We start from the raw sequence: 25,148 nt of genomic DNA on the forward strand, positions 1-25,148 counted from the left end.
AGAGGCTTTTGTGGCCTTGCGGACATTTTGCAGAGGGACGGCGTCACTACCAAAGCTTCGCGTGATCGATGCGAAAGAGTTGGAAATCGCTCGGCTTCGCATAAGGAACCCTCTCGAGACCCGGCCAACTTTTCCCAGCCGCCAAAGCCGCATAGAGCGGAGCCTGCTGTAGATCGGCCGCCAGCGGAAATCGGCATACAGCCACATAGTCGAAGGGCTCCAACGCCGCGCGGCGGACCGCCGCGTCAGACGAGGTGAAGGCCTCGAACATGCGTCTCATACCGGGCGACGCACGGTGGAATGGCACTGCGCCGACAGAAAATCCTGCAGGACGTGCGAATAACACGCGCAACGCGATGCCCTGAGGAAGCGCAATTCGTCCCGCGGCGACCGAATTCAGAACACCGAAATCCTCGCCGTCGCAGTCGCTGGCCGTCATGTAATCGACCGCATCGAATACGTGCATCGGCGGTCGGATGACAAGGCAAAGAACCGCTGGCGCAAGAACGGATGCAAGGGCAAATCCGACAGCCACTCGCACTCCTCGCGTTGGCGATCGGGCATTTAGATAATAGGCAATCGCCGCTGGCAGAAACGGCGGTATGAGCGCAATCGGAAAGCGGATGTTCCGCAAGACGTCAAACGTCAGAAGCAGGGAGGCAAGACCCACGGCGAATGCAACCCCCACGCCGAACTTTTGCTGTCGTATCTGCGCGGCGACGTAAGGTGCAGCCAGAAGGGCACCGCAAGTGGAAAGCGCCAGCAGCGCAACGGTGGAGTATTGCGCACTCTCGTAAAGGTAGAGGAAGCTGTTCTCCTGCCAAATGCGAGAGAACCAAAACGCGCGCGATACCGGATCGATCATCTGATAGGGGCCGCCGAGACAGCGTGGAAAATACCACGCAGCCAGGCCAAGGACGAATGCGCTTGACAGGCCCAGCCATAGGATTTTTGCGAAGATCGATGAGCGATCCGGCACCACCCAAACTACGCAGGACAGGGTGGCGGACATTCCGATCAACAGAAACAGATAGGGTGCGGAAAAGGCATCGCATTGCGTCGAAACGATGCCGTCCGGGCCAATGAAGGCAAGCGCGGCAGCACCGGCGACGGCACTCATTGCGGGACCGCTGGCAATAATCATCGCCCGCGCATCCCTGACGCCGGCAATGTAGCAGAGGACCAGCCCGGCGTAGGCAACAACGACCAGCGGCAGGCATTCCAGTCCGATGACGATGGAGAGCGCCGCAGCGCCCCCCACGAGCGCGCCGCCCAACTGATCCCAGCGAACAAGACCGGACACCATAAGCATCATCGCGACCAGTTGGCCATCGTGGTGGTCAATGCGGCCCGGCGAGAATTCGAACACGGCAACCGCCATGAGAATTGTCATCAGCATCAACATCAGCAACGACGACAAGCGCGACGTCGGCTGATCGGCCATCAACCGTTTCACGGTGGACGCAACCGGCAGGCAGAAAAGGGCGAGCATCAACGGCGGCCAGATGCGGAAAGAGAAGGAGATAGCCTGATCGATGGGCATGAACGGCCGCAGCAACGTCGCTATTGCCGCGTAAGGTAGATCGATCAATCTCGACCAGGGCGAAACGTAAGCTTCGGGCATTGAAATGAACGGCAGCGTAAGATCGAACCACCGACCATCCGGCGACATCAGATACCGGATCTGCAACTCACGCATCTGGTCATCGAGATCACCGAGGAACAACACCCCGTCGGCGAGATCGAACAGAACAATGGCAAGCCCTGTGATGTAGACTGTGAGAAAGGTGCGCAGAAATGGCCTGCTGTCAGGCAAGACCTTCAAGTCGGCTCGCGATAGAACTGCATCCATTCCGCACTCGCCCCAGCAAACAGCGGCCAGACATTAATCCAATCCGATTAATATTCGGCTACATGAGCAAAAACACTAAAACCCAGCAGCGTCCACGACGCCCTGATCGCAGCCGAACGAGGTTCGCCCTGCCCCTTGAATGAGGTCGCGCAGGCTCGCTCCGTCATTCGAGGTGGCGTCCTCCGACAGGCCGATCGTGAGCTCGTCAATGACACGGCCTCCGCCGCCGGCGCGCCGACAACTCATCTTGACCCGATCGCCGGCGCCCGGGCCGAAGCTCTTGTCGAACGCAGCCTTGATCGCCTCCGCCGTCAGCGGCTTGCCGATGTTGGCAGCGAAAAGATCGCGGACAGCAGAGGCGTTCAGCTGATCGATGAGGCGAACCGACGTCGCAAAATAGTCGTCGGCACTCATCTTTGTGCAAGTACCGTGTTTGATCCACTCATGGCGCTCCAGCCCGGATTGCGTTCCAGGCATCGCCTTCTCAAGCGCGGCTTTGGTCTCCGCCGAAAGCTCTACCTCAGGCAGTTTCTTCCAGTTACCTTCCTTGTCCGCGGTCCGCAGCGTGCCCGAGACATCACAATAGTCCTTGCGCATCGGCCAAAGCCCGTGCAGCGAGAAATTGGTCGCATCAAACCTGTCCTTGGTCTGACTGCTGCATTCCGGCTTGCGCTGGTTGGTTTCACAGAAGGCCGGTTGCCAGCTGGCTGCCAAAATGAAGCGTGTCCTTCCACCCGCATCCTGGGCTCCAGCGGTGCCAGCAGTCGTGATCGCAATCAGGAATAAAGCCGTGCGCAGAAATGGATTGCTCATCTTCATCCCTCCCAGGAACAATTCATGAACAAGAAATCATGGTGGGTCTGTTTTCACAACCCTCAATCCCTAGGGTGCTAAAATCCAGTCGCATAAATATTGGGATGTGTTGCATTTCGCGGACGATCTGATCTTCTCGCGCAGACGGGAGGATTTGATGTTTGCAGATACGCAACGCCTTGAAACGGCGAACGCCTCGCTCGGCTTTCATCATGAAGCGGCACAATCCGAGGCACGCGGAATTATCGTTGTCTCCCATGGGTTGGCCGAGCATTCCAAGCGCTACGCCGGTTTTGCGGCGGCGATGGCGACGCGTGGTTATCATGTCTTTGCCTTCGATCACCGTGGACATGGCGAGACGACTGCTGCGGATGCTCCGATCGGACGCTTTGCCCGCCGCGATGGTGTCAGGCAGGTGATCGATGACGTCTCTGCCGTACGCGACCGCGCTGTGGCACAGTATCCCGGCCTGCCAGTCATCGTTTTCGGGCATTCGATGGGAGGTCTCATCGCGCTGAACGCTGCTGTGACCCATCCCGAGAAATATGACGCCGTCGCCGTCTGGAACTCCAATTTTAGCCCAGGCGTCGCAGGGCGGGCAGCACAAGCGATCCTGCTGGCCGAACGGGCCTTGAAGGGCTCCGATGTGCCAAGCGGCATTTTGCCGAAGCTCACCTTCGGCACTTGGGGAAAGTCCATTGCCAATCGTCGAACGGAGTTCGACTGGTTAAGCCGCGACCCTGTCGAGGTCGACAAGTATATCGCCGACCCGCTGTGCGGCTTCGATGCCTCCGTTTCCCTCTGGCTCGATATTTTCGAACTGACGTTTCGCGCGCCGCAAACGCCGCATCTGGACCGTCTGCCGAAGCAGACACCGATCCATCTTGTTGGTGGCGGGCAGGATCCGGCGACGGATGGCGGAAAAGCGGTGATCTGGCTTTCAAACCATTTGAAAGCGCATGGCTTCTCCCGTATCACGACACAGATATATCAGGACATGCGCCACGAAACGCTGAATGAAATTGGAGCGGACGCGGCCATCGCCGCATTCGCCGACTGGTGCGACGAAGCGATCGCGAGATCCTGAACCGAAGGATTTCGCGATGAGCCATGGTATTTCTTCCCGTCCCGTTTCTGCTTCAGAGGTTTCGACCGGCATTCTGCTGATGTTCCTATCGGTGCTCGTATCGCCGATCATCGACATCTTCTCCAAGCTTGCGATCGCGACGATTCCCGCGGCGGAAATCACAGGCGCTCGGTTTGTTGTCCAGGCCCTCTGCATGCTGCCGATCGTTGTCTGGCGCGGAAGCTGGAAGGGCTTCTCGTGGCGCGCCAACATCTTTCATGCCATCCGCGGCGCCATCATAACGATCTCGATGGTCTCCTTTGTCACGACGCTGAAGTACATGCCGGTTGCCGACGCTATCGCGATCTTCTTCGTCGAGCCGATCATATTGACGATCCTGAGCAGCATCTTCCTCAAGGAGACGATCGGTTGGCGCCGCTACACCGCTTGCGGCGTCGGCTTCTTCGGAGCAATGCTGATCATTCAGCCAAGCTTTCAAGAGGTAGGGTACGTGGCGCTTCTGCCCGTCGTCAGCGCCTTTTGCATTGCCATCTTCGCCTTGATGACACGCGTGCTTTCACACCGGGAAGACCCGTGGGCGATGCAGTTTCAGATGGGCATCTGGGGTCTATTGTTCTGCGCCATTCTGCTCGCGCTCGGCAGCGGCACGGGTTCCGACGTCTTTGACTCGGTGATGCCGGATGGCCGTGGCTACCTCTACCTGCTCGGCGTCGGCGTCACGGCGGCCATTGCCGGCATCTTCGGTGTCTATGCCTACCGCGCCGCGCCCGCCTCCACATTGGCGCCCCTTCAGTATTTCGAGATCGTGTCGGCAACCATTTTTGCCTGGCTCGTCTTCGGCGACTTCCCGGATGCGCTCAAGTGGCTCGGCATCTTCATCATCATCGCCTCGGGGCTGTACATTATATGGCGCGAGCGGCGCTTTGCATCGAAGCCCGTATCCGATACACCTCAATCGGCCCTGGCGCCCTGATCTGCTCGTGGGAGGAACATGACGGACAATCAGCCCCAAAAGCCGCCGCTGTCCGGCATCCGCGTCATCGAGCTCGCACGCGTGCTCGCCGGCCCATGGGCCGGCCAGATGCTGGCCGATCTGGGCGCCGATGTGATCAAGGTCGAAAACCCGGATGGAGGCGATGACACCCGGCACTGGGGCCCACCCTTTGTCGAGGGTGCCAACGGAGAAAACCTTTCCGCTGCCTACTATCACTCTGCCAACCGCGGGAAGCGCTCGATCACTGCCGATCTGAAGCGCGAGGAAGACCAGGCACTGGTTCGCCGCCTCATCGCCACGGCCGATGTGGTCATCGAGAACTTCAAGCTCGGCGGGCTCGTGAAATACGGCCTCGACTACGAGAGCCTGAAGAAGATCAACCCGAAGCTTGTTTATTGCTCGATCACGGGTTTCGGCCAGAACGGTCCCTATGCCAGCCTGGCAGGCTACGACTATATCGTTCAGGGCATGTCGGGTTTCATGTCGATCACCGGTGAGCCCGACGGGCAGCCGATGAAGGCGGGCGTTGCGATCGCCGACATATTTACCGGCATCTATGCGGTCGCAGCCATCGAGGCAGCGCTGATTCACGCACAGAAGACCGGCGAAGGGCAGTTGGTCGATATGGCGCTGCTCGATGTCCAGTCAGCCGTACTGGCCAACCAGAACATGAACTACCTGGTCTCCGGCCGCGCCCCGACACGGCTTGGAAACGCACATCCGAATATCTCGCCCTATGAAGTCGTCCCCGCCGCCGATGGCTATCTGATTCTCGCGGTCGGCAACGATGGCCAGTTCCGCCGCCTATGTGCGATCCTCGGTCTCGAGGGTACTGCTGACGATCTACGTTTTTCGACGAACAAGGCGCGCGTCGCGAACCGTGACGAGGTCCGCAGGCTCGTTTCCACCGAAACGTTGAAATGGCAGAAAGCCGACCTTCTTAAAGCCTGTGAGGCCAACGCCGTTCCGGCCGGTGCGATCAACACCATCGAAGAAATGTTTGCGGATCCACAAATTGAGGCGCGTGGATTGCGGGTAGATCTCGCCGACGCAAAGGGTACGGTCATTCCCGGCGTCAGGACGCCGGTCGTGCTGTCGCAGACGCCGTTGCGTTACGAGCGGCCGAGCCCGCGGCTGGGAGAACATCAGGAGGAGGTTCTGGCGGAACTCGCCGAACTGGAGGGGAAAAGACCATCATGAAAAAGACTGGCGGAGAACTGATCGTCGAGGCCTTGAAAGCAAATGGGGTGAAACGCCTCTCCTGCGTGCCCGGCGAGAGTTTCCTTGCCGTACTCGACGCGCTCTACGATAGCGACATCGACGTGATGGTTTGCCGCCAGGAAGGCGGCGCGGCCATGATGGCAGACGCATGGGGCAGGCTCGCCGGCGAGCCCGGCATCTGCATGGTAACCCGCGGTCCGGGCGCTACGAATGCCACCGCAGGGCTGCATATCGCCAGGCAGGATTCTATCCCGATGATCCTGTTCATCGGGCAAGTCCAACGCGATGCAAGGGAACGCGAAGCCTTTCAGGAGGTCGAGTTCCGCCGTGCGCTGACGGAGTTCAGCAAGTGGGTAGGCGAGATCGACGACGCAGCGCGCATCCCGGAATTCGTCACCCGTGCCTTTGCAATTGCAACATCCGGCCGCCCCGGCCCCGTCGTCCTGTCACTGCCCGAAGACATGCTCCGAGACGAGGTAGAGGCGCCCCGCGCCAAGCGTTACTCGCGCGTCGAAGCTCATCCCGGCCGCCGCCAGATTGACGACTTTTACTTGCGGCTACTGAAGGCCGAGCGACCGATGGTCATCGTCGGCGGTACGCGCTGGGATGCGGATGCGGTGGCCGACCTGAAAGCGTTCTCAGAACGCTTCGCGCTCCCTGTCGGTTGCTCGTTCCGTCGACAAATGCTGTTCGACCACCTGCACCCAAACTACGCCGGGGATGTCGGCATCGGCATCAACCCCGCGCTGGCTAAGGAGATCAAGGAGAGCGATCTGCTGATCCTGCTCGGCGGACGGATGTCGGAAATGCCCTCCTCCGGCTATACGCTGATCGACATCCCTTACCCGCAGCAATCACTCGTCCACGTTCATCCGGATCCGTCAGAGCTTGGCCGTGTCTACCGACCCGACCTCGCAATCAGCGCGAGCCCGAGCGACTTCGTTGCGGATCTTGCTGATCTGGAGGCGCCCAGCGAACTCAGATGGGCGGAACGAACCGAACGGATGCATCAGACCTACATGGCATGGTCGACGCCACCGCAAACCGGTCCCGGCCCGGTCCATATGGGACCGATCATGGAGTGGATCGAGGCAAACACGCGGCCAGACACGATCTTCACCAACGGTGCCGGCAACTATGCCACCTGGCTGCACCGCTTCCATCGCTTTCGTCAATTCAACACCCAAGCGGCACCGGCGTCCGGCTCCATGGGTTACGGCCTGCCCGCCGCAGTCGCCGCCAAGCAGCTCTTTCCCGAACGCGAGGTCATCTGTTTCGCCGGAGACGGCTGCTTCCTGATGCACGGCCAGGAATTTGCGACCGCCGTGCGCTATGACCTGCCGATCATCGCCATTGTCATCAACAACGGCATTTACGGCACCATCCGGATGCATCAGGAGCGCGAGTACCCAGGGCGCGTCAGCGGCACCGATCTGACCAACCCGGACTTTGCCGCCCTTGCACGCGCTTATGGTGGCCATGGGGAGACGGTCGAGACGACGGAAAGCTTCGCAGCCGCTTTCGAGCGTGCAAGGGCGAGCGGCAAACCCTCGATCATCGAGGTAAAGCTCGACCCGGAAGCCATTACGCCGACGCGCACGCTGTCCGAAATCGCCCAAACAAAAAGCCGGTGAGCGAAACTCACCGGCCTTACAAATCGCGGTGCCGTCGACTTAGTCGAGGGCGGCCGTAACTGTGAACTCGACCTTGTACTTCGGCGCAGCAAGCTTGGCTTCGCTGGTTGCGCGAGCCGGCGTGTTCGCCGGATCGACCCAGGCTTCCCAGGCAGCGTTCATTTCTGCGAAGTAGGACATGTCGGAAAGATAGATCAGCGTCTGCAGGATCTTCGACTTGTTCGAGCCGGCTGCAGCAAGCAGACGATCGACTTCGGCGAGCGCCGACTTGCACTGTTCCGTGACGCTTTCGCCTTCGCCCACCTGGCCAGCGAGGTAGACGGTGTTGCCGTGGATGACTGCGCCGCTCATGCGGGCGCCGACGTCGATGCGCTTGATTGTCATGATTGTCTCCTATTGACGAAATGAAAGACGCCGCTGGATTGAAGCGGCGTCGAACCTGGATCAGTGATCAGTACTATGCGCGGATGTGGTGCGTCTTCTGATAGATCGCGGTCGAACGCGCACCGGAACGGCAATAGCCGAGCATCGGACGCGGAAACTCGTCCAAGGCATCGACCATGCCCGCAATAGCCTCCTCATTGACGCCCATAGGGCCGACCGGCACATGCGCGATATCGAGACCGAGTTCCTTGGCGCGCGCTGCTACCAGCGCAAAAGGCGTCTGGTCGGGGCTTTCATCGTCCGGACGATGGCAGACGATCGATTTGAAACCCAAAGCCTTGATCTGGTCGAGATCCTCGACCGAAATCTGCCCGGAAACGGAGTACTCGTCGTCGATCTGGCGAATGTCCATCGCTAATCCTCCTGAAATCGTGGGGTGAATGACTACGCCGCCCCATGCGCAGCGTCAACCGCAGATCACTCAAACGAAGGCGAAGCTGAGCGCATAATCGCGGCTCTCGCCGGGCTTCAGCATGACGAATTCGCCCGCCGCTTCCAACTCGGAGCGTGATACCCATCGATGCGACACCGGCTCGATGCCGAGAACATCGACAGGCGTCTTTTGATTGCGCCAGACCTGCAGGTGCGGCAGCGTCTCGGCAAGAATTCGCACTCTGAGAACCCTGCCACCAGTGGCAGCAATCGGGCCAAGCCGCACCTCGGCGAAGCCGCCTTCCGTTGCCGGCGCCTCCACGCAGAAGATGCCGCCCGGTTCCTCGCCGAAATTCCAAGGGAAGCCACCGCCATCGAGCATCTTGCCTTCGAGTCGGGTGCCCGCGTCGAACCACTTCCCACCGATGTTCATATGGTACATCAGGAAGGTCGGAACGACCTTGTCGCTCGTGTTGACGACCTTGTCTCTGAGGCTGACTTCGCCTGTCCCGCCGTGGATGAACCAATGGCGCTCGATGCGCGCCGGCAAGCCTTCGACGGTTACGATATCGATGTCCGCCCTGCACTCGGCATTGCCATTCTCGAACTTCGTCCAGAGAACTTTGGCTGCATGGCCGGGGCCTGATCCATGCAAGGGATATACCTTCCCGTCGGCGCGGCCGGGTATGGGCTCACGATGACGGATATGATCCGGTCCGCAGGTAAAGAGGAAGCCCTGCACGGAATGCGAAATGCGCGCATCGCCGTCATCCGGAACCGCCTCCTTGGGAGCAACATCGACGCCGTTGACAACACATCCGCCGACATCCATCAGCGACGTCTCGTCAAGCATCAGTTTCGGCCCCTTAGCGGCGGCAAACTCGATCATCGTCCAACTTCCTCCCGTTCTGACCACCTTTGCACGGTTATGTCGTGCCGCCGAATTCGTCAATCGCGACCACACGCTGAGCGCACCGGAACCGACCCATGCCCCCAAATGTTTATGACCAAAGGAAAAATCACGGAGTTTTTATCTTTTGTTCAGCACGATTTCATAAATTCCACACTAGCGTCAAAATTCGCAGGTGTGTGTCGGCCAAGTCACTGAAGGGTCTAAAGACGTGAATCGCTTTGTAATATCGGGATTGTCTGCCGCAGCAGCCCTGCTGGCCATCGCTGTCGCGGCACCCTCTGCCGAGGCGCAGCAGTTTTATAATGGTCGCCAACGTGACGTCGTCTTCGTGGCGCCAAACGGCGATATCCTCGACTACATCCCTTCGGGCGCAGCCTACGCACGCGACCGGCGCGGCAACCGTGTCCTCATCGATCCCTACGGCAATGTGATCGCAACCGAGATGCGTGCGCGTGGCTACTACCCGCGCCCGCCGGTGCGCGACGCCTACAATGGCGATGGCTACTACGGAAACGATCCGTACGGCGATGCCCGTTACTCCGAACGCGGTGCAGTCACCGGCTCGATCCCACGCGACGCTGCGATCGACCGACAGCCGCTTGACGATCAGCCTTACCCGCCGGGCGGCGATAACTATGCGTCCATCGAGCAGGATCAGCAGACACCCGAGATGTTGGAGCCGAAGCCGCCCCAGGAGCCGGTGATCACGCTCAAGAACAAATCGAAGTCCGAAATTGTTGCGCTGCAGGTTTTCCTTGATCGCGCTGGCGTGTCTCCCGGCGCCATCGATGGCCGCATGGGCGCGAACGTCACCAAGGCAATCTATGCCTACCAGCAGATGGCCGGCGAGACGCTTGACCCCAACAACACCGATGCCATTCTCGAGCAGTTGCGGATGACGGGCGGTCTACCGCTCGTCAGCTACACGATCACGCCGGCGGACGCCGCCGGCCCTTACGTAGCGGAAATCCCGGAGGACTACGCCCACAAGGCCGCCATGTCGTCTCTCGGCTACACTTCGACAACCGAGATGCTCGCCGAGCGCTTTCACATGGACGAAGGTTTCCTGAAGGAAATCAACCCAGGCGTGGATTTCACCGTCCCCGGCACAATCATCAAGGTCGTTAATCCGGGCGACGCAAAGGGTGGAGCAGTTGCGCGCATCGTGGCAGACAAGGGCCGCAAGCAGGTCTTCGCCTATGACAACAGTGGCAACTTGATCGCCGCTTACCCGGCCTCGATCGGATCGACGGACACGCCCTCGCCCTCCGGCACCGTGACGGTCGAGCGCGTCGCCTTGAACCCGGGCTACACCTACAATCCGAAGATCAACTTTCAGCAGGGCGCCAACGACAAGATCTTGAATATCCCACCGGGTCCCAACGGACCTGTCGGCACGGTCTGGATGGCGCTCTCGAAGCCGACCTACGGCATCCACGGAACGCCGGAGCCGTCGAAGATCGGCCGCACGCAGAGCCACGGCTGCATCCGTCTCACGAACTGGGATGCCACCGAACTGGCGAAGATGGTCAAGCCCGGCGTCACGGTCGAATTCGTCGATTGATCCCAGGCGGCACCAACCAGAAAAAATGCGCCTCTACGGGCGCATTTTTCATTTGTCGATCAGGTTATTCAAGCGGCAGAGCGGATCAGGGGGCCAGTACTGCGCGCCGGCTCCGGCAGTTTGACTGGTACCTTCGCCATGATCTCTTCAGCAAAGCAGCGAGCGTTCTCGCGCGCCTTGTCGAGGTTGCTGACACGGGCTGGATCGAGGGAATGCAGCGTACCGCCGCAGTCGAAGAGATCGCGGAAGGCTGAGCGTTCGATGATCGCAGTATCGAGCACCGGCACCTGACGCTCGCTCAGCAGCGACTTGACGATCGAGAGTGCCCGCGTCGTTACCATCGAGTTGACGCGCGTGAGGACAACCGAGTGCCCAATGCGGATACCCGCCTTCTCATCGAGATATTGCAGCAGCTCGAGCACCTGCGCACCGCCGCGCGCGTCCATCGCGCACCCCTGGATCGGGATCAGCACGCGGTCTGAAAGCCCGATGGCCGTCGCCAACAGCGGATTGCGCGCGCCTGGGAGATCGATGATGAAGTAATCCGTATTGTGCTTGTTTTCCGAAATGTGCAGCGGCAGGGACGCCGATGTGACGAAGTCGATCACCGAGATGTTGGGCACGTGGCCGGACACCTCATGCCATCGCGTGATCCAGTGCTGCGGATCGGCATCAAGGATGGTCACCCGATAGCCCTTTTGGGCAAGCTCAGTGGCGAGGAGAAGTACGGCTGTCGTCTTGCCGGCGCCGCCCTTGGTGTTTGCGAAAGTGATGACTGGCATGGTCGGTCCTCGAAGGGAAAATGTGAGCCTCTCTATGGCTCTGTCGCGCACTCTCGGAAGCATCGTGCGGTTAATGCATCCTTTCTAATCATGGTTAACAACTTCTAAACGCGACACCTGAAATTGCGGCCAGCATTTCTTGCACTTAGGCACAATCACGACGCCATGAACAAAAAAGGCCCGGAAAGCCTAGGCTTTCCGGGCCAGTTCAGGTCCGCCTTCTTCTCTAAGTTCAGAAGCAATCCTTAAAGAGTGCCTTGGTATTTTCGAGCGTCATCTTGACCGGATTGCCGCCAGCGCTCGGATCTTCGATCGCCATGGCCGAAAGCTCATCGATTCGGTCGGGCTTGATTCCCATCGCAGAAAGGCTGTCGGGAACGCCAAGTTCAGAGCGAAGCTGCAGCACGTAGTCGTAAAAACCGTCGAAACCGCCGGAAATGCCGAGATAGGCAGCAGCGCGCGCGATCTTCTCCTCGATCGCCGAACGATTGAAGCGAAGCACCGCCGGCATCACGACGGCATTCGTCATGCCGTGATGCGTGTTGTAGACCGCCCCGATCGGATGCGACAGCGCGTGGATGGCGCCAAGCCCCTTCTGGAACGCGACCGCACCCATGGCTGCGGCCGACATCATGTTGGCGCGGGCTTCGAGATCGGTGCCTTCCTTGTAGGCGCGCGGCAGGTATTCCTTGACGAGACGCATACCCTCAAGCGCGATGCCTGCCGACATCGGGTGGTAGAACGGCGAAGAATAGGCTTCCAGGCAATGCGCGAAAGCATCCATGCCGGTGCCGGCGGTGATGATTTTCGGCATTCCGACCGTCAGTTCCGGATCAGCGATGACAACGCCCGGCAGGAACTTCGGATGGAAGATGATCTTCTTCACATGCGTTTCGGAATTGGTGATGACGCTGGCGCGACCGACTTCCGAGCCGGTGCCTGCTGTGGTCGGCACCGCGACAATCGGCGCAATGCCGTCGAGGCTGGCACGCGTCCACCAGTCGCCGATATCCTCGAAGTCCCAGACGGGCCGCGTCTGGCCGGCCATGAAGGCGACGCACTTGCCGAGGTCGAGCCCCGAACCGCCGCCGAAGGCGACGACGCCGTCATGGCCACCATCCTTGAACGCCTTGACACCAGCTTCAAGGTTCTTGTCATTCGGGTTCGGGTCAACATCCGCGAAGATCGCGCGGCCGAGACCAGCTTCTTCGAGAATGTCGAGCCCCGTCTGGGTGATCGCCATCGACGCCAGACCGCGGTCGGTGATCAGCAGCGGCTTCTTCATGCCGAGGCTCTTGCAGGCGTCCGCCAGTTCCTTGATGCGCCCCCGACCGAGCTTGAAGGCTGTCGGGTAGCTCCAGTTGGCTGTGATGTTCATGCTGTGACTTTCTTCAGATGATAGGATTTCGGACGCGTCAGGTTCTGGAAGCCGATGATCGACAACGAGCCGCCACGGCCGGTTTCCTTGACGCCGGTCCAGCAGAGCGCCGGATCGAGATAGTCTGCGCGGTTCATGAACACCGTGCCGGTTTCGATCTCGCGACCAAGCCGCCCTGCCCGCTCCGGATCCTTCGTCCAGAGCGAAGCCGTCAGGCCATACTGGCTGTCGTTCATCAGGGCGATTGCCTCGTCATCGCTTTTGACCTTCATGATGCCGACGGCAGGGCCGAAAGTTTCTTCGCGCATGAAGGCCATCGAGTGATCGACGTTGACGAGGATCTGCGGCGCAAGATAAGCGCCACCATCATCCTGCGGAAAGAGCTTCGGATCGACCAGGGCCTTGGCACCCCTGGAGACAGCATCGGCGACCTGCTCGCGCACCACCTTGGCGAAACGTTTGTTTGCCATCGGGCCGAGCGACGTCTCCGGATCAAGTGGATTGCCGAGCTTGTAGTTCGACACCCAAGCGACCGACTTCTCGACGAAGCTGTCGTACAGCGATTCATGCACATAAATGCGCTCGATACCGCAGCAGCACTGACCGGAATTATAGGTCGCGCCGTCCATCAGCGTATCGACCGCTGCATCGAGGTCGGCGTCTTCCATGACGTAGCCCGGATCCTTGCCGCCGAGCTCGAGGCCAAGACCGGTAAACGTGCCGGCCGCCGCACGCTCCATCGAGCGCCCGCCTTCGACCGAGCCGGTGAAGTTCACGAAGTTGAAGCTGCCGGCGGCAATTAGCGCCGACGTCCTCTCGTGGTCGAGGAATACGTTCTGGAAGACGTCCTCGGGAACGCCGGCCTCGACGAACGCCTGCACCAGCCGCTCCCCGACAACAAGCGTCTGCGACGCATGCTTCAGAACAACGGTGTTGCCCGCCATCAGCGCCGGCGCGATCGTGTTGATCGCTGTCATGTAGGGATAGTTCCAAGGCGCCACGACGAAGACGACGCCATGCGCTTCGCGCTCGATGCGGCGCTCGAACTTGTCGCTTTCTTCGACGACAAGCGGCGCCAGCGCATCGGCGGCGATCGAGGCGACGTAGTTGGAGCGCTCGTTGAAACCCTTGTACTCACCGCCGTAGCGGATCGGTCGGCCCATCTGCCAGGCAAGCTCCGGCACGACGACGTCGGACATTTCATTGAGCCGCGCGACGCCCTTCAACACCAGCTGAACGCGCTGTTCCAGCGGCCGCTTTGCCCAGGCCTTCTGCGCCTTGCGCGCACGCGCCACCGCGTCTTTCGCCGCCTCCAGCGAAAGCGCCGGGCGTTCGGCGTAAACCGATCCGTCGATCGGTGAAATGCATTGGATCATTCCCATGATCTTCATCCTATGTTTTGGCATGCCGAAACCGGCGGACGCCCCAAACAATCTCCCGAGATATGGAAATCGTGTGACAGGACGCCGTCCGGCCTTGGCTACGCTTTATGCTCTTTCGAAACCGCGCGCCACTTCCCAGTCGGTAACGCGACGATCGTATTCTTCCTGCTCCCACTCGGCAGCACGGGTATAGTGGTCGATAACGTCATCGCCGAAGGCGCTACGCAGCATCTTCGATTCCGTCATGGCAGCGGTTGCTGCACGCAGGGTGCGCGGGATCTCGCGGACGCTGCGAGCGCCGTAGGCGTCGCCGACAAACGGCGACTCCAGCTCCATCTTCTTCTCGATACCCTCGATGCCGGCGGCGAGCAGTGCCGCAAACGCGAGATAAGGGTTGAGGTCCGAGCCGCCGACACGGCACTCGATGCGGATCGCGCGGGTATCGTCGCCGCAGAGCCGATAGCCGGCCGTGCGGTTGTCCTTGCTCCAGATCGCCTTCGTCGGCGCGAACGTGCCAGCCATGAAGCGCTTGTACGAGTTGATGTAAGGCGCAAGGAAATAGGTGATCTCGCTGGCGTGTGCGAGAAGACCGGCCACATAGTTGTTCATCAGCGGTGACATGCCGTACTTGCCGCCTTCGTCGTAGAAAAGCGGTGTCTTACCGTCGGCGCTCCAGAGGGACTGATGGATGTGCGACGAGCTACCAGCGGCATTGTAGTGCCACTTCGCGAGGAAGGTGATCGCCCTGCCCTTCGACCAGGCGATCTCCTTGCAGCCGTTCTTTATGATGGAGTGGCGGTCGGCCATGGTAAGCGCGTCGGCATACCGCACGTTGATTTCCTCCTGGCCCGCCGACGCCTCACCCTTCGAGTTCTCGACCGGAATACCGGCGCCTTGCAATCCGGTTCGGATTGCCCGCATGACCTCCTCTTCCTTGGTCGTCTGGAAGATGTGGTAGTCTTCGTTGTAGGCGCTGGCGAGCTTGAGGTTGCGATAACCGGATGCGTGTGCAGATTCGTAGGTCTGGTCGAATAGGAAGAATTCGAGTTCCGAGGCCATGAACGCCTTCATGCCCATGTCTTCCAGTCGCTTGACCTGCTTTTTCAGGATCGCGCGCGGCGAATGCGGTACTTCTTCATGCGTGTGGTGGTCAAGGAGGTCGCAGAGCACGAGCGCGGTGCCTTCGAGCCATGGAATGCGGCGCAGCGTCGAAAGATCGGGCTTCATCGTGTAGTCGCCATAGCCTTTTTCCCAGCTTGTCGCCTTGTAGCCGGACACGGTTTCCATCTCCATGTCGGTGGCAACGAGATAGTTGCAGCTATGCGTTTCCTTCCACGCGCTTTCCAGGAAGTATTCGGCCTGAAACCGCTTGCCCATCAGGCGGCCCTGCATGTCCACCTGGCACGCCAGAACCGTATCGATGCGCCCATCGGCTACATCCTGCTTGAGATCGTCGAGGGTATAGATGCTCATGGTGAATCCGCCTGAACTTGGAACTGAAATCGGTGCAACGAAAGAGCATGCAGTGAAACGAGTGAGCCGCCGTGATGCGTTTTCGTTGATCCGGAGAACGGGGCCGCTATCGCGGCCCCGGAGTCGGAGAGGGAAGTCGAGAACCTCAGGCTTCGCCGACTGCCTTTTCGGCTGCTGCGATCTCCGCCTGACGGCGCGCAACCTCGTCGCCGATCGGCGGTCCCTTGAAGCGGCGGTTTTCGAAGCCGAACCATACGATCGCGGTCAGCACGAGGAAGCCGACGGTGATGTAGAGAGCCCAATCGTTCGGAGGCTGGATGCCAAGAACGAAGATCAGCACCATCGCGAGGATCGACAGGATCGCGAACAGCTTGAACATGCCCTCGCCGAGGTTCCACGGCCCCATCTTGTCCCACTTCGACGTGCCCCAGGCAAAGAGGCCGAGGGTGATCGGGATCGCGAAGGAGAAGAACAGGAAGATGACCGTGCACGATACGACGATCGTGTAAACCGGCGTCTCACCGATCGAAACGAGCGACGAGCCCCAGACGAAAAGGACAGCGAGGATCGATCCGGTCCAGATGGCCGCGACCGGAGTACGGTACTTCGGGCTGACCTTCGACAGCGCCTTCGATGCAGGCAGACCGCCGTCACGCGAGAAGGCGAAGATCATACGCGAGACCGAGGTCACCGTTGCCAAGCCGCACAGCCACTGGCTGACGAAGATGGCGAGGTAGAGCAGATCCTTGACAACAGGGTTCACCTGGCTGTCCATCGCCCAGAAAAATACATTCCAGCCCTGCTTGGCTGCATCGTCCATGTTCGGCAGCATCAGCACGAAAGCGCACAGCATGATGTAACCGAAGAGCGCCGACCACAGGACCGAGGAAACCATGCCGCGTGGCACGGAATGCGCGGCTTTGACCGTTTCTTCCGAGGTATGCGCCGAAGCATCGTAGCCGGTGATCGTGTAGATTGGCAGCAAGAGACCGAGCAGGAAGACCCACGCGCCCGAAGTCGACGGCCAGACATTGCCACCCGCTTCGCCGGAGTAATTGGCGAAGGTAAAAAGCCGACCAATGTCATAGGACGGTGCTGCCAACAGGCAGACAGCGGCCAGTACGATCGCCGTCGCAAAGATCAGATAACCGGAGAAGTCCGTCAGCTTCGCCGTCAACCCAATCCCCATGTGGTTCACGAGCGCCTGCGCACCGGTAATGATAACCAGGAAGACGATGCGGACCATCGTGGTGTCTGTCAGGCCGAAGTAGCTTGTCCCGAAGGCGCCCATGAAGAAGTAGTAGGTGCCGACGTTGATCGCGCCCAGAACGGTGACGAGACCGAGCAGGTTGAACCATGCGGTTACCCAGCCGGTGAAGCGGTTGCCGAGAATCGAGCCCCAATGGTAGAGGCCGCCCGCGGTCGGATAGGCCGAACTGATCTGCGCCATCGCGACAGCGAACACCAGCGAGACGAAGCAACCGACCGGCCAACCGATGCCGATCGCCGCACCGCCGGCACCCGCCGTGGCTTGCGCCAGTGAGTTGATACCGCCGGAGAGGATGCAAATAATGGAAAACGAAACGGCAAAGTTCGAGAACGAGCTCATCCGCCGTTCCAGCTCCTGGGCGTAGCCCATGGAGTGCAGGATATGCATATCCTGCTTCTTGTCGTGATCCGTGTAATCGGACATGACTTCCCCCTGTTTAGCGATCATCCGCGGGATTGCGGATGATCATCCAGTGCCAAAGTGCCCGTGACGTTTTCGCCTACGGGCGGATCGCAGTTAGACTGCTCCCTGGGGTCTTTTTTTTCATTGTCAGGCGTCCAGGCTTTGCTGGAGAAGCCCTGTCAGATAGTCGGCCACGACCCCTTGACCGTCTTCGTCTGAGATGAGGTCGTTGCGGACCTCGATCATTACATTGCGGAGCCCATTGGACAGCCCATGCAGGATCAGCGTGTGGGTCACGCCATCCGCAGGGCCATAGGGCTCGTTGCGTTCGATTTTGTAGAGAGGCGAGCCGGACGATGCGGCGTTCAAAACGCTGTCTGCAAAGCGGCTGTCTTCGTCGTGCAGTATACCAATTTCCACAGCGCGCGTCTTGCCGTGGTACACCGGAGTGAAGCTGTGGACCGTTGCAATCACCGTCTCCCGCCCCCTCGCCTTACGATCGCGAATCAGTGCGCGAATGGCGTCATGGAAAGGAATATACAACGCTTCTGTCCGCGCGAGGCGTTCTTCCCCGCTGAGATGGGCATTGCCCGGTATCTCATAGACTTCGCTCTTCTCAGGCATGGCTCCGGCTGACTCCGGTGGCCTGTTGCAATCGTAGATCAGCCGAGAAAATCGCTGGTAGATGAGTGTGGCATCGAGAGCCTCCGAAATCCCGCGGGCCACGGCCAAAGCGCCCGGATCCCAGGCAATATGACTTTCCAGCGCTTCATCGGAGAGACCGAGTGTTCCGTACCGCTCAGGCAGCAATCGGGAAGCATGCTCGCAGATCACCAGCAACGAGCTCCTGCCGTTCGGTCGCTCGACCGAAACGCATTCGCCTTCCGCTTCGCTTAGGACCTTGAACTGAGCAGCCACCACAGGCGCATCCCGATCATTAATAAAGTATGTATAAGAAAAGAATTCTTCACGTTTCGACGACTGTCAAGCGCACTCTGAAAATTTCTTTTCATGACAGTAGTTGACATGGATTGTGACAGCGTTGTTAACTTTCAGTGGGAAAGTGGCACAAGACCAATCCCGGGGAGCATGATCGCGTGACCGCTGCGTCGAAGACAGTTTCGGACGTAATCCATTCGCATTTTGGCACGCTGACGCGGGCTGAAAAGCAATTGGCTGAGAGCCTTTTGGACAACTACCCTGTCTCCGGACTGGGAAGCATAACGACGATTGCTGAGAACGCCGGTGTGTCAACGCCAACGGTCGTGCGCATGGTCCAGAAGCTTGGGTTCAAGGGCTATCCCGACTTTCAGTCGCACCTCCATCAGGAAGTCGAAGCAACGATTTCAAACCCTATCGCCAAGCACGACCGCTGGGCCTCCAATGCGCCGGGCACGCATATTCTGAACCGCTTTGCCGACGCGATCATGGGCAATCTGCGCCAGACGCTGAGCGCGCTCGATACAGCGACGTTTGACAGCGTCGCCTCCCTCCTCTCCGACCGCAAGCGCGGCCTCTATTTTGTCGGCGGACGCATCACCGGCGCGCTCGCCGAATACTTCTTCACGCATATGCAGGTCATTCGCCCGAACACCGCTCTGCTCTCATCTAATTCGAGCAGCTGGCCGCAATACGTCCTCAATTTGAATCCCGGCGACTTGTTGGTCATCTTCGATATCCGCCGCTACGAGCAGGAGATGGTCAGTCTCGCGACCGCGGCCCGCAAGCGCGGAGCCGAGATTGTCGTGTTTACGGATCAATGGGGATCGCCTGCCGCCAAGCTCGCGCGCCACACGTTTCGTGTGCAGATCGAGGCCCCATCGGCCTGGGATTCATCAGTCGTCACTCTCTTTATTGTCGAAGCGCTGATCGAAGCCGTTCAGAGTTCGACATGGGACGAAACGAAAGAACGCATGAAAACGCTGGAGGGTCTGTTCGAACAAACCAGGCTCTTCCGCAAACTCAGTTAGGAGGGAAAATACGACAGCGAGATGACAGGCCGCGCTTGAGTGAACAACGTGTCGTAAATGAAACACCGCCGCCAAATGCCTGCTATACAAAGAAAAAATAAGGTCATCAAACTGTCACGAAAGCTTCACGTAACGTCAGTAACAGCATCGTCAGACACTGAACCACGAAGGAGAACAACAGTGATCTCTAATATTTCTAGAATTCTTTCACTTTCTACTGCAATTGTTGTTGCTTCGACTGCAATCGCAGCCGCTGAACCGAGCGCTGAACTCATCGCTGCCGCCAAGAAGGAAGGTACGCTGACCACCATCGCGCTTCCGCACGACTGGTGCGGCTACGGCGACGTCATCGCCGGCTTCAAGGCCAAGTACGGTCTCGAAGTCAACGAGCTGAACCCGGACGCCGGTTCGGGCGATGAAATCGAAGCCATCAAGGCCAACAAGGGCAACACCGGCCCGCAGGCTCCAGACGTGATCGACGTCGGCCTCTCCTTCGGTCCGTCAGCAAAGGCCGACGGCCTGATCCAGCCCTACAAGGTCTCCACCTGGGATTCGATCCCGGATAGCGCCAAGGATGCTGACGGCTTCTGGTACGGCGACTACTACGGCGTCCTCTCGTTTGTCGTGAACACCGACATCGTCAAGGAAGTCCCGAAGGACTGGGCCGACCTGAAGAAGTCGGACTACGCCAACAGCATCGCCCTCGCTGGTGATCCGCGCGCGTCGAACCAAGCTGTCCAGGCAGTTTACGCCGCAGGTATCGCAGCCGGTGAAAAGGATGCGACCAAGGCTGGTGAAGCCGGTCTCGCCTACTTCGCCGAACTCAACAAGGCCGGCAACCTTGTGCCTGTCATCGGCAAGTCTGCCTCGCTCGCTCAGGGCTCGACCCCGATCGTCGTCGCCTGGGACTACAACGGCCTGTCCTGGCGCGATACGCTGAAGGGCAACCCGCCGGTTGAAGTCGTCGTTCCGGCATCGGGCGTTAACGCTGGCGTCTACGTCCAGGCGATCTCCGCCTTCGCTCCGCATCCGAACGCTGCAAAGCTCTGGATGGAATACCTCTATTCGGACGAAGGTCAGCTTGGCTGGCTGAAGGGCTATTGCCACCCGATCCGCTTCAACGACCTCGCAGCCAACAAGAAGATCCCGCAGGAGCTTCTCGACAAGCTGCCGCCGGCTGCTGCCTATGAAAAGGCTGTCTTCCCGACGCTCGACGAGCAGGCTGCTGGCAAGGCTGCCATCACCGGCAAGTGGGACAGCGTTGTCGGCGCGAACGTTAAGTAATCTTTGACACAAGGCCTCTCCGCCCTTGGGCGGAGAGGTTTCGTTTTCATTGCCCCGATAAGGCTGTCGTCTATGAGCACCGTTTCAACATCCGTGGTCACGACCACGTCCATGATAAACCGCGACAAGATCGTAGACTGGCTCGGCATCGCACCGTTCATGATCTTCGCGTTGCTGTTCCTTATCGTGCCGACGCTTTATCTCGTGGCAGGCGCCTTCCTGACGCCTGAAGGCAATCTGACGCTCCAGAACATTGCCGACTTGTTCACGCCGTCGATCCTGAGCGCCTACTGGATCAGCATTCGGGTTTCGGTCGCCTCCGCCCTCGGCGGTGCGCTGATCGGCTTCTTTCTCGCCTGGGCCATCGTCCTCGGCGGCCTCCCAAACTGGGTCCGCTCGGGCCTTCTGACTTTTTCCGGCGTTGCTTCAAACTTCGCCGGCGTGCCGCTTGCTTTCGCCTTCCTCGCCACGCTTGGGCGCACCGGGCTCGTCACCGTATTGCTGCGCGATTGGTTCGGCTTCAATCTCTATTCCACCGGCTTCAACCTACTGAGCTTCTTCGGGCTCACCCTCACCTACATGTACTTCCAGATCCCGCTGATGGTGCTGATCCTGACGCCGGCTCTCGACGGGATGAAAAAGGAGTGGAAGGAAGCCGCGCTGATCCTCGGCGCCACCAACGGTCAGTATTGGCGGATGGTCGCCTTCCCGATCCTCTGGCCGAGCCTGATGGGCACGACGCTGCTGCTCTTTGCAAATGCTTTCGGTGCCATCGCGACCGCCTACGCGCTGACCGGTAGCTCGCTGAACATCGTGCCGATCCTGCTCTATGCGCAGATCCGCGGCGACGTTCTTCACAATGCCAACCTCGGCTATGCGCTGGCGCTAGGCATGATCGTCATCACCGGCCTCTCCAATCTCCTCTACATCCTGCTGCGCATGCGCGCTGAACGGTGGCAAAAATGAAGACTTCACGCCTTGGAGCCTGGATCGCCATTGCGTTCGGCTCGATTTACTTCCTGCTGCCACTCATCGCCACGATCGAATTCTCGCTGCGTATGCGCCGCGGCACATACAGTTTCGACGCCTACGCCTCGGTTTTTTCCGATGCGCAGTTCCGCGAAACCTTCGGCTATTCGATGCTGATGGCTCTGTTGACGATCATCTTCGGCATGCTGCTTGTGGTACCGACCGCCTACTGGGTGCGTCTGCGCCTGCCGCAAATCCGCCCGGTCGTAGAATTCATCACGCTGCTGCCACTGGTTATCCCGGCGATTGTGATCGTCTTCGGCTATCTGAGAATGTACAACTCATCCTCGATCCTGCCGCTGACGGGCTCGACCTCAGGCACCAACGTCCTGCTCGTCCTTTCCTATATGACGCTGTCACTACCCTACATGTACCGTGCGGTCGACACGGCGATGCGCGCAATCGACGTCCGCACCTTGACGGAGGCGGCCGAGAGCCTCGGCGCCAGCTGGACGACGATCATGTTCAAGTGCATCTTCCCGAACGTCATGAGCGGCGTGCTCTCGGGCGCCTTCATCACGCTCGCGATCGTCATGGGCGAATTCACCATGGCCGCTCTCCTCAATCGTCCGGCCTTCGGCCCCTACCTGCAGCTGGTCGGCGCTAACCGCGCTTACGAGCCGTCGGCGCTGGCGGTCATCGCCTTCTCGATCACCTGGCTCAGCATGGGCCTGCTCAATCTCGCCTCCCGCTTTCACCGAGCCGCTCCGGCCAAGTCGTAAGGTATCTGGTTTTCATGGCTTTCCTCGAACTCGCAAACCTCAAGAAATCCTTCGGCGCAACGCAGGTCGTGCATGACTTCAACATGCAGATCGAGAAGGGTGAATTCATTTCCTTCCTCGGCCCCTCGGGCTGCGGTAAGACGACCGTCCTGCGCATGATCGCAGGCTTCGAAACGCCCTCCGCCGGCCGCATAGCCATCGGCGGCAAGGAACAAAACAATCTGAAGCCGAACAAGCGCAATATCGGCATGGTTTTCCAGGCTTACGCGCTGTTTCCCAACATGACAGTTCACGACAACGTAGCCTTCGGCTTGAAGGTCGCCGGTGAGCAGGCAACCGAAATCGATCAGCGGGTAAAGGAAATGCTCGGGCTGATTAAGCTCGACCACCTCGCCGACCGCTATCCCTATCAGCTCTCAGGTGGACAGCAGCAGCGCGTGGCGCTGGCACGTGCGCTGGCGGTGCGCCCACAGGTGCTGTTGCTCGACGAGCCGCTGTCTGCCCTCGACGCCAAGATCCGCGTATCACTGCGCGAGGAAATCCGCGCGATCCAGCAGAAGCTCGGCATCACCACCGTCTTCGTGACGCACGACCAGGAGGAAGCCCTGTCGATCTCCGACCGCATCGTCGTCATGAACGCTGGTCGCGCCGACCAGATCGGAACACCCTTCGAGATCTACAACACGCCGGCCACGCGCTTCGTCGCCTCCTTCGTCGGCACGCTCAACATGATCGAGGCCAAGGTCGTCGATCCCGCCGTCAACCGTATCCAGATCGGCGATCAGGGGGTCACGCTAAAGCAGTCCGTCGCGGCTTTCAAAGCGGGCGATACGGTGTCTCTGGCGCTACGTCCGGAAGCCGGATCGTTGGCCGAGAGCGCACCATGCGACACGAAGCTGACCGGTCAGGTCGTCTCCGCGCACTTCCTCGGTTCGGTTATCCGCACCCGCATGAACGTCGGCGGCAACGTCATTTCCTTTGACATGTTCAACAGCCCCGGCGTAACGCCGCCACAAGCCGGAGAAACCGTAACGCTCCGTTTCATGGCAGCGGACCTGCTCGTCATCCGAGACTGAGCGCGCCCTAACCTTTGCGGTTTTGCCACACTCGTTCCCGCATTTCCGGCGCCATAGCTGAGGCGCCGGAAATTGCTTGAAATGGCGACGTCGATGCGCAACGACGGCTGAAACGTTTTCGTTAAGCAAAGTCAGCATGATGTCTCCCACGACGACAGCCTCCGCGCCTCGCCGCCTCACTTCGCAGGATTTTCGCACACTCGGTCTTTCTGCTCTCGGGGGTGCGCTTGAGTTCTACGACTTCATCATCTTCGTCTTCTTCGCGGCGGTGATTGGCAAGCTGTTCTTTCCAGCCGACATGCCGGAATGGCTGATAACGATCCAGACGTTCGGGATCTTCGCCGCCGGCTATCTGGTTCGTCCGCTCGGCGGCATCATCCTCGCCCATTTCGGCGACCTCTTTGGCCGCAAGCGCGTTTTTGCCTTCTCGATCCTGCTGATGGCGCTCTCTACGCTCGGCATGGCGGCGATGCCGACCTATGCGACCATCGGCATTGCCGCTCCGATCCTCCTTGTGCTCATGCGCATCCTGCAAGGTGCGGCGATCGGCGGTGAAGTGCCCGGCGCTTGGACCTTCGTGGCCGAACACGTTCCTTTCCGCCGGGTCGGTTTCGCCTGTGGCTTTCTCTGCTCCGGCCTGACGCTTGGCATCCTGCTCGGATCCTTCGTCGCAACGATCATTAACTCAGTCTTCACACCAGATGATGTCGCCGCCTATGCATGGCGCATCCCTTTCTTCCTGGGCGGCATCTTCGGCCTGGTTGCCGTCTATCTGCGCCGCTGGTTGCAGGAGACACCGATCTTTGCGGAGATGAAGCAAGCCCTCTCACTCGTTCCGGAGTTGCCGCTGAAAGCCGTCCTGCGCGACTACCCGCGCGGCGTCATCATCTCCATGCTGCTGACCTGGATCCTGTCGGCCGGTATTGTCGTGACGACTCTGATGACCGCGACCTTCCTGCAGAAGCTCTATGGCTACACCGCTCTGCAGTCGCTTGCGGCCACCAGCTTCGGTACGCTCTTCCTGATCTTCGGAACCGCTGCTGCCGGCGCAATCGTCGATCGGGTTGGCTCAGGACGCTTCTTTGTTGTCTCCAGCATCTTCTTTGGTGCAGCAACCTTCGCCTTCTATACCTACGCGGGCGTTTCGCTGACCGTCCTCTTCACGCTCTACGCTATCATGGGGCTTTCAGTCGGCATGGTTGGAGCAGTACCCTACGTCATGGTCCGCGCCTTTCCGGCCCGCGTTCGTTTCAGCGGCCTCTCCTTCTCCTACAACGTCTCCTATGCGATTTTCGGCGGCCTGACGCCTCTTGCAGTCGCATCGCTGCTGCCAATCAATCCGATGGCTCATGCCTACTACCTGCTCTTCATCGCCGCCCTCGCCTTCGTGCTAGGGCTCTATCTGATCGCCAAGGGAGACAGCGTCGAGGCAGACGTCGGCATCGAGGAACTCACCGAGCGCCTCGCCGCCTAGCTGTCGGAGGCG

22 protein-coding genes are annotated in these 25,148 nt (G+C 59.7%); 11 read left to right on the plus strand and 11 right to left on the minus strand.

Annotated elements, in window-relative coordinates; translation table 11 throughout:
* Window positions 1-46 precede the first annotated feature (46 nt).
* Together FHT76_RS21965 and FHT76_RS21970 are read right to left on the minus strand one after the other, a co-directional pair.
* A complete protein-coding gene (locus tag FHT76_RS21965) occupies window positions 47-1,852 on the minus strand; it encodes a hypothetical protein (protein WP_183860939.1) in 1,806 nt (601 codons plus the stop codon).
* A gap of 75 nt (window positions 1,853-1,927) precedes the next feature.
* On the minus strand, window positions 1,928-2,665 hold the full coding sequence (locus FHT76_RS21970) for a ribonuclease T2 family protein (RefSeq protein WP_183860941.1): 738 nt from the start codon (window positions 2,663-2,665) through the stop codon (window positions 1,928-1,930).
* Between the two features lie 157 nt (window positions 2,666-2,822).
* Here FHT76_RS21970 and FHT76_RS21975 point away from each other — a divergent pair, with 157 nt between their 5' ends.
* Genes FHT76_RS21975 through FHT76_RS21990 form a run of 4 tightly spaced genes read left to right on the plus strand, consistent with a single transcriptional unit; the run spans window position 2,823 to window position 7,601 of the window.
* Complete coding sequence (locus FHT76_RS21975; RefSeq protein WP_183860943.1) at window positions 2,823-3,752, plus strand: alpha/beta hydrolase; 930 nt, start codon at window positions 2,823-2,825, stop codon at window positions 3,750-3,752.
* A gap of 16 nt (window positions 3,753-3,768) precedes the next feature.
* Entirely contained in the window at window positions 3,769-4,725 is a 957-nt protein-coding gene (locus FHT76_RS21980; RefSeq protein ID WP_183860945.1) for a DMT family transporter, read from the plus strand.
* Window positions 4,726-4,743: 18 nt separating this feature from the next.
* Window positions 4,744-5,946 carry a CaiB/BaiF CoA-transferase family protein gene (locus FHT76_RS21985; RefSeq protein WP_183860947.1) on the plus strand — a complete coding sequence of 401 codons (1,203 nt, stop codon included), beginning with the start codon at window positions 4,744-4,746 and terminating at the stop codon, window positions 5,944-5,946.
* Entirely contained in the window at window positions 5,943-7,601 is a 1,659-nt protein-coding gene (locus FHT76_RS21990) for a thiamine pyrophosphate-binding protein (RefSeq protein WP_183860949.1), read from the plus strand. Before FHT76_RS21985 ends, FHT76_RS21990 begins: the two co-directional genes overlap by 4 nt.
* A 39-nt stretch (window positions 7,602-7,640) precedes the next feature.
* On the opposite strand, the gene FHT76_RS21995 is transcribed toward FHT76_RS21990, so the two are convergent.
* From FHT76_RS21995 to FHT76_RS22005, 3 genes are all read right to left on the minus strand, one after another.
* Window positions 7,641-7,985, minus strand: a complete 345-nt coding sequence (locus FHT76_RS21995) for a RidA family protein (RefSeq protein WP_183754531.1) — start codon at window positions 7,983-7,985, stop codon at window positions 7,641-7,643.
* 73 nt (window positions 7,986-8,058) lie between these two features.
* A complete protein-coding gene (locus FHT76_RS22000; protein ID WP_183860951.1) occupies window positions 8,059-8,397 on the minus strand; it encodes a TIGR01244 family sulfur transferase in 339 nt (112 codons plus the stop codon).
* 69 nt (window positions 8,398-8,466) lie between these two features.
* Window positions 8,467-9,306 carry a DUF4432 family protein gene (locus tag FHT76_RS22005; protein WP_183860953.1) on the minus strand — a complete coding sequence of 280 codons (840 nt, stop codon included), beginning with the start codon at window positions 9,304-9,306 and terminating at the stop codon, window positions 8,467-8,469.
* 232 nt (window positions 9,307-9,538) lie between these two features.
* On the opposite strand from FHT76_RS22005, the gene FHT76_RS22010 reads away from it, so the two are divergent.
* A complete protein-coding gene (locus FHT76_RS22010; RefSeq protein ID WP_183860955.1) occupies window positions 9,539-10,894 on the plus strand; it encodes a L,D-transpeptidase in 1,356 nt (451 codons plus the stop codon).
* Between the two features lie 68 nt (window positions 10,895-10,962).
* Here FHT76_RS22010 and FHT76_RS22015 read toward each other — a convergent pair whose 3' ends face one another.
* The 6 genes from FHT76_RS22015 to FHT76_RS22040 all read right to left on the minus strand — a co-directional run bounded on the left by FHT76_RS22015 (window position 10,963) and on the right by FHT76_RS22040 (window position 18,502).
* A complete protein-coding gene (locus tag FHT76_RS22015; protein WP_183860957.1) occupies window positions 10,963-11,676 on the minus strand; it encodes a ParA family protein in 714 nt (237 codons plus the stop codon).
* A gap of 232 nt (window positions 11,677-11,908) precedes the next feature.
* Window positions 11,909-13,054 carry an iron-containing alcohol dehydrogenase gene (locus FHT76_RS22020; RefSeq protein WP_183860959.1) on the minus strand — a complete coding sequence of 382 codons (1,146 nt, stop codon included), beginning with the start codon at window positions 13,052-13,054 and terminating at the stop codon, window positions 11,909-11,911.
* On the minus strand, window positions 13,051-14,436 hold the full coding sequence (locus FHT76_RS22025) for an aldehyde dehydrogenase family protein (protein ID WP_183860960.1): 1,386 nt from the start codon (window positions 14,434-14,436) through the stop codon (window positions 13,051-13,053). The genes FHT76_RS22020 and FHT76_RS22025 overlap by 4 nt, the downstream gene beginning before the upstream one ends.
* Window positions 14,437-14,541: 105 nt before the next feature.
* Entirely contained in the window at window positions 14,542-15,909 is a 1,368-nt protein-coding gene (locus FHT76_RS22030) for a glutamine synthetase family protein (protein ID WP_183860961.1), read from the minus strand.
* 145 nt (window positions 15,910-16,054) lie between these two features.
* Window positions 16,055-17,602, minus strand: a complete 1,548-nt coding sequence (locus FHT76_RS22035) for an amino acid permease (protein ID WP_183754509.1) — start codon at window positions 17,600-17,602, stop codon at window positions 16,055-16,057.
* Window positions 17,603-17,728: 126 nt separating this feature from the next.
* On the minus strand, window positions 17,729-18,502 hold the full coding sequence (locus FHT76_RS22040) for an N-formylglutamate amidohydrolase (protein ID WP_183860963.1): 774 nt from the start codon (window positions 18,500-18,502) through the stop codon (window positions 17,729-17,731).
* Between the two features lie 176 nt (window positions 18,503-18,678).
* Between FHT76_RS22040 and FHT76_RS22045 the strand changes: the two genes are divergently transcribed.
* The 6 genes from FHT76_RS22045 to FHT76_RS22070 all read left to right on the plus strand — a co-directional run bounded on the left by FHT76_RS22045 (window position 18,679) and on the right by FHT76_RS22070 (window position 25,136).
* Entirely contained in the window at window positions 18,679-19,551 is an 873-nt protein-coding gene (locus FHT76_RS22045) for a MurR/RpiR family transcriptional regulator (RefSeq protein WP_183860965.1), read from the plus strand.
* Window positions 19,552-19,731: 180 nt separating this feature from the next.
* Window positions 19,732-20,835 carry an ABC transporter substrate-binding protein gene (locus FHT76_RS22050; RefSeq protein ID WP_183754503.1) on the plus strand — a complete coding sequence of 368 codons (1,104 nt, stop codon included), beginning with the start codon at window positions 19,732-19,734 and terminating at the stop codon, window positions 20,833-20,835.
* A gap of 72 nt (window positions 20,836-20,907) precedes the next feature.
* A complete protein-coding gene (locus FHT76_RS22055) occupies window positions 20,908-21,801 on the plus strand; it encodes an ABC transporter permease subunit (protein ID WP_183754501.1) in 894 nt (297 codons plus the stop codon).
* The gene (locus FHT76_RS22060; protein ID WP_183754499.1) at window positions 21,798-22,586 is read left to right on the plus strand and encodes an ABC transporter permease; all 789 of its coding nucleotides are present in this window, start codon (window positions 21,798-21,800) and stop codon (window positions 22,584-22,586) included. The genes FHT76_RS22055 and FHT76_RS22060 overlap by 4 nt, the downstream gene beginning before the upstream one ends.
* A gap of 14 nt (window positions 22,587-22,600) precedes the next feature.
* Complete coding sequence (locus FHT76_RS22065) at window positions 22,601-23,662, plus strand: ABC transporter ATP-binding protein (protein WP_016554562.1); 1,062 nt, start codon at window positions 22,601-22,603, stop codon at window positions 23,660-23,662.
* Between the two features lie 139 nt (window positions 23,663-23,801).
* On the plus strand, window positions 23,802-25,136 hold the full coding sequence (locus tag FHT76_RS22070; protein WP_183861411.1) for an MFS transporter: 1,335 nt from the start codon (window positions 23,802-23,804) through the stop codon (window positions 25,134-25,136).
* Window positions 25,137-25,148 lie beyond the last annotated feature (12 nt).

The organism is Rhizobium sp. BK176 (genome assembly GCF_024808055.1).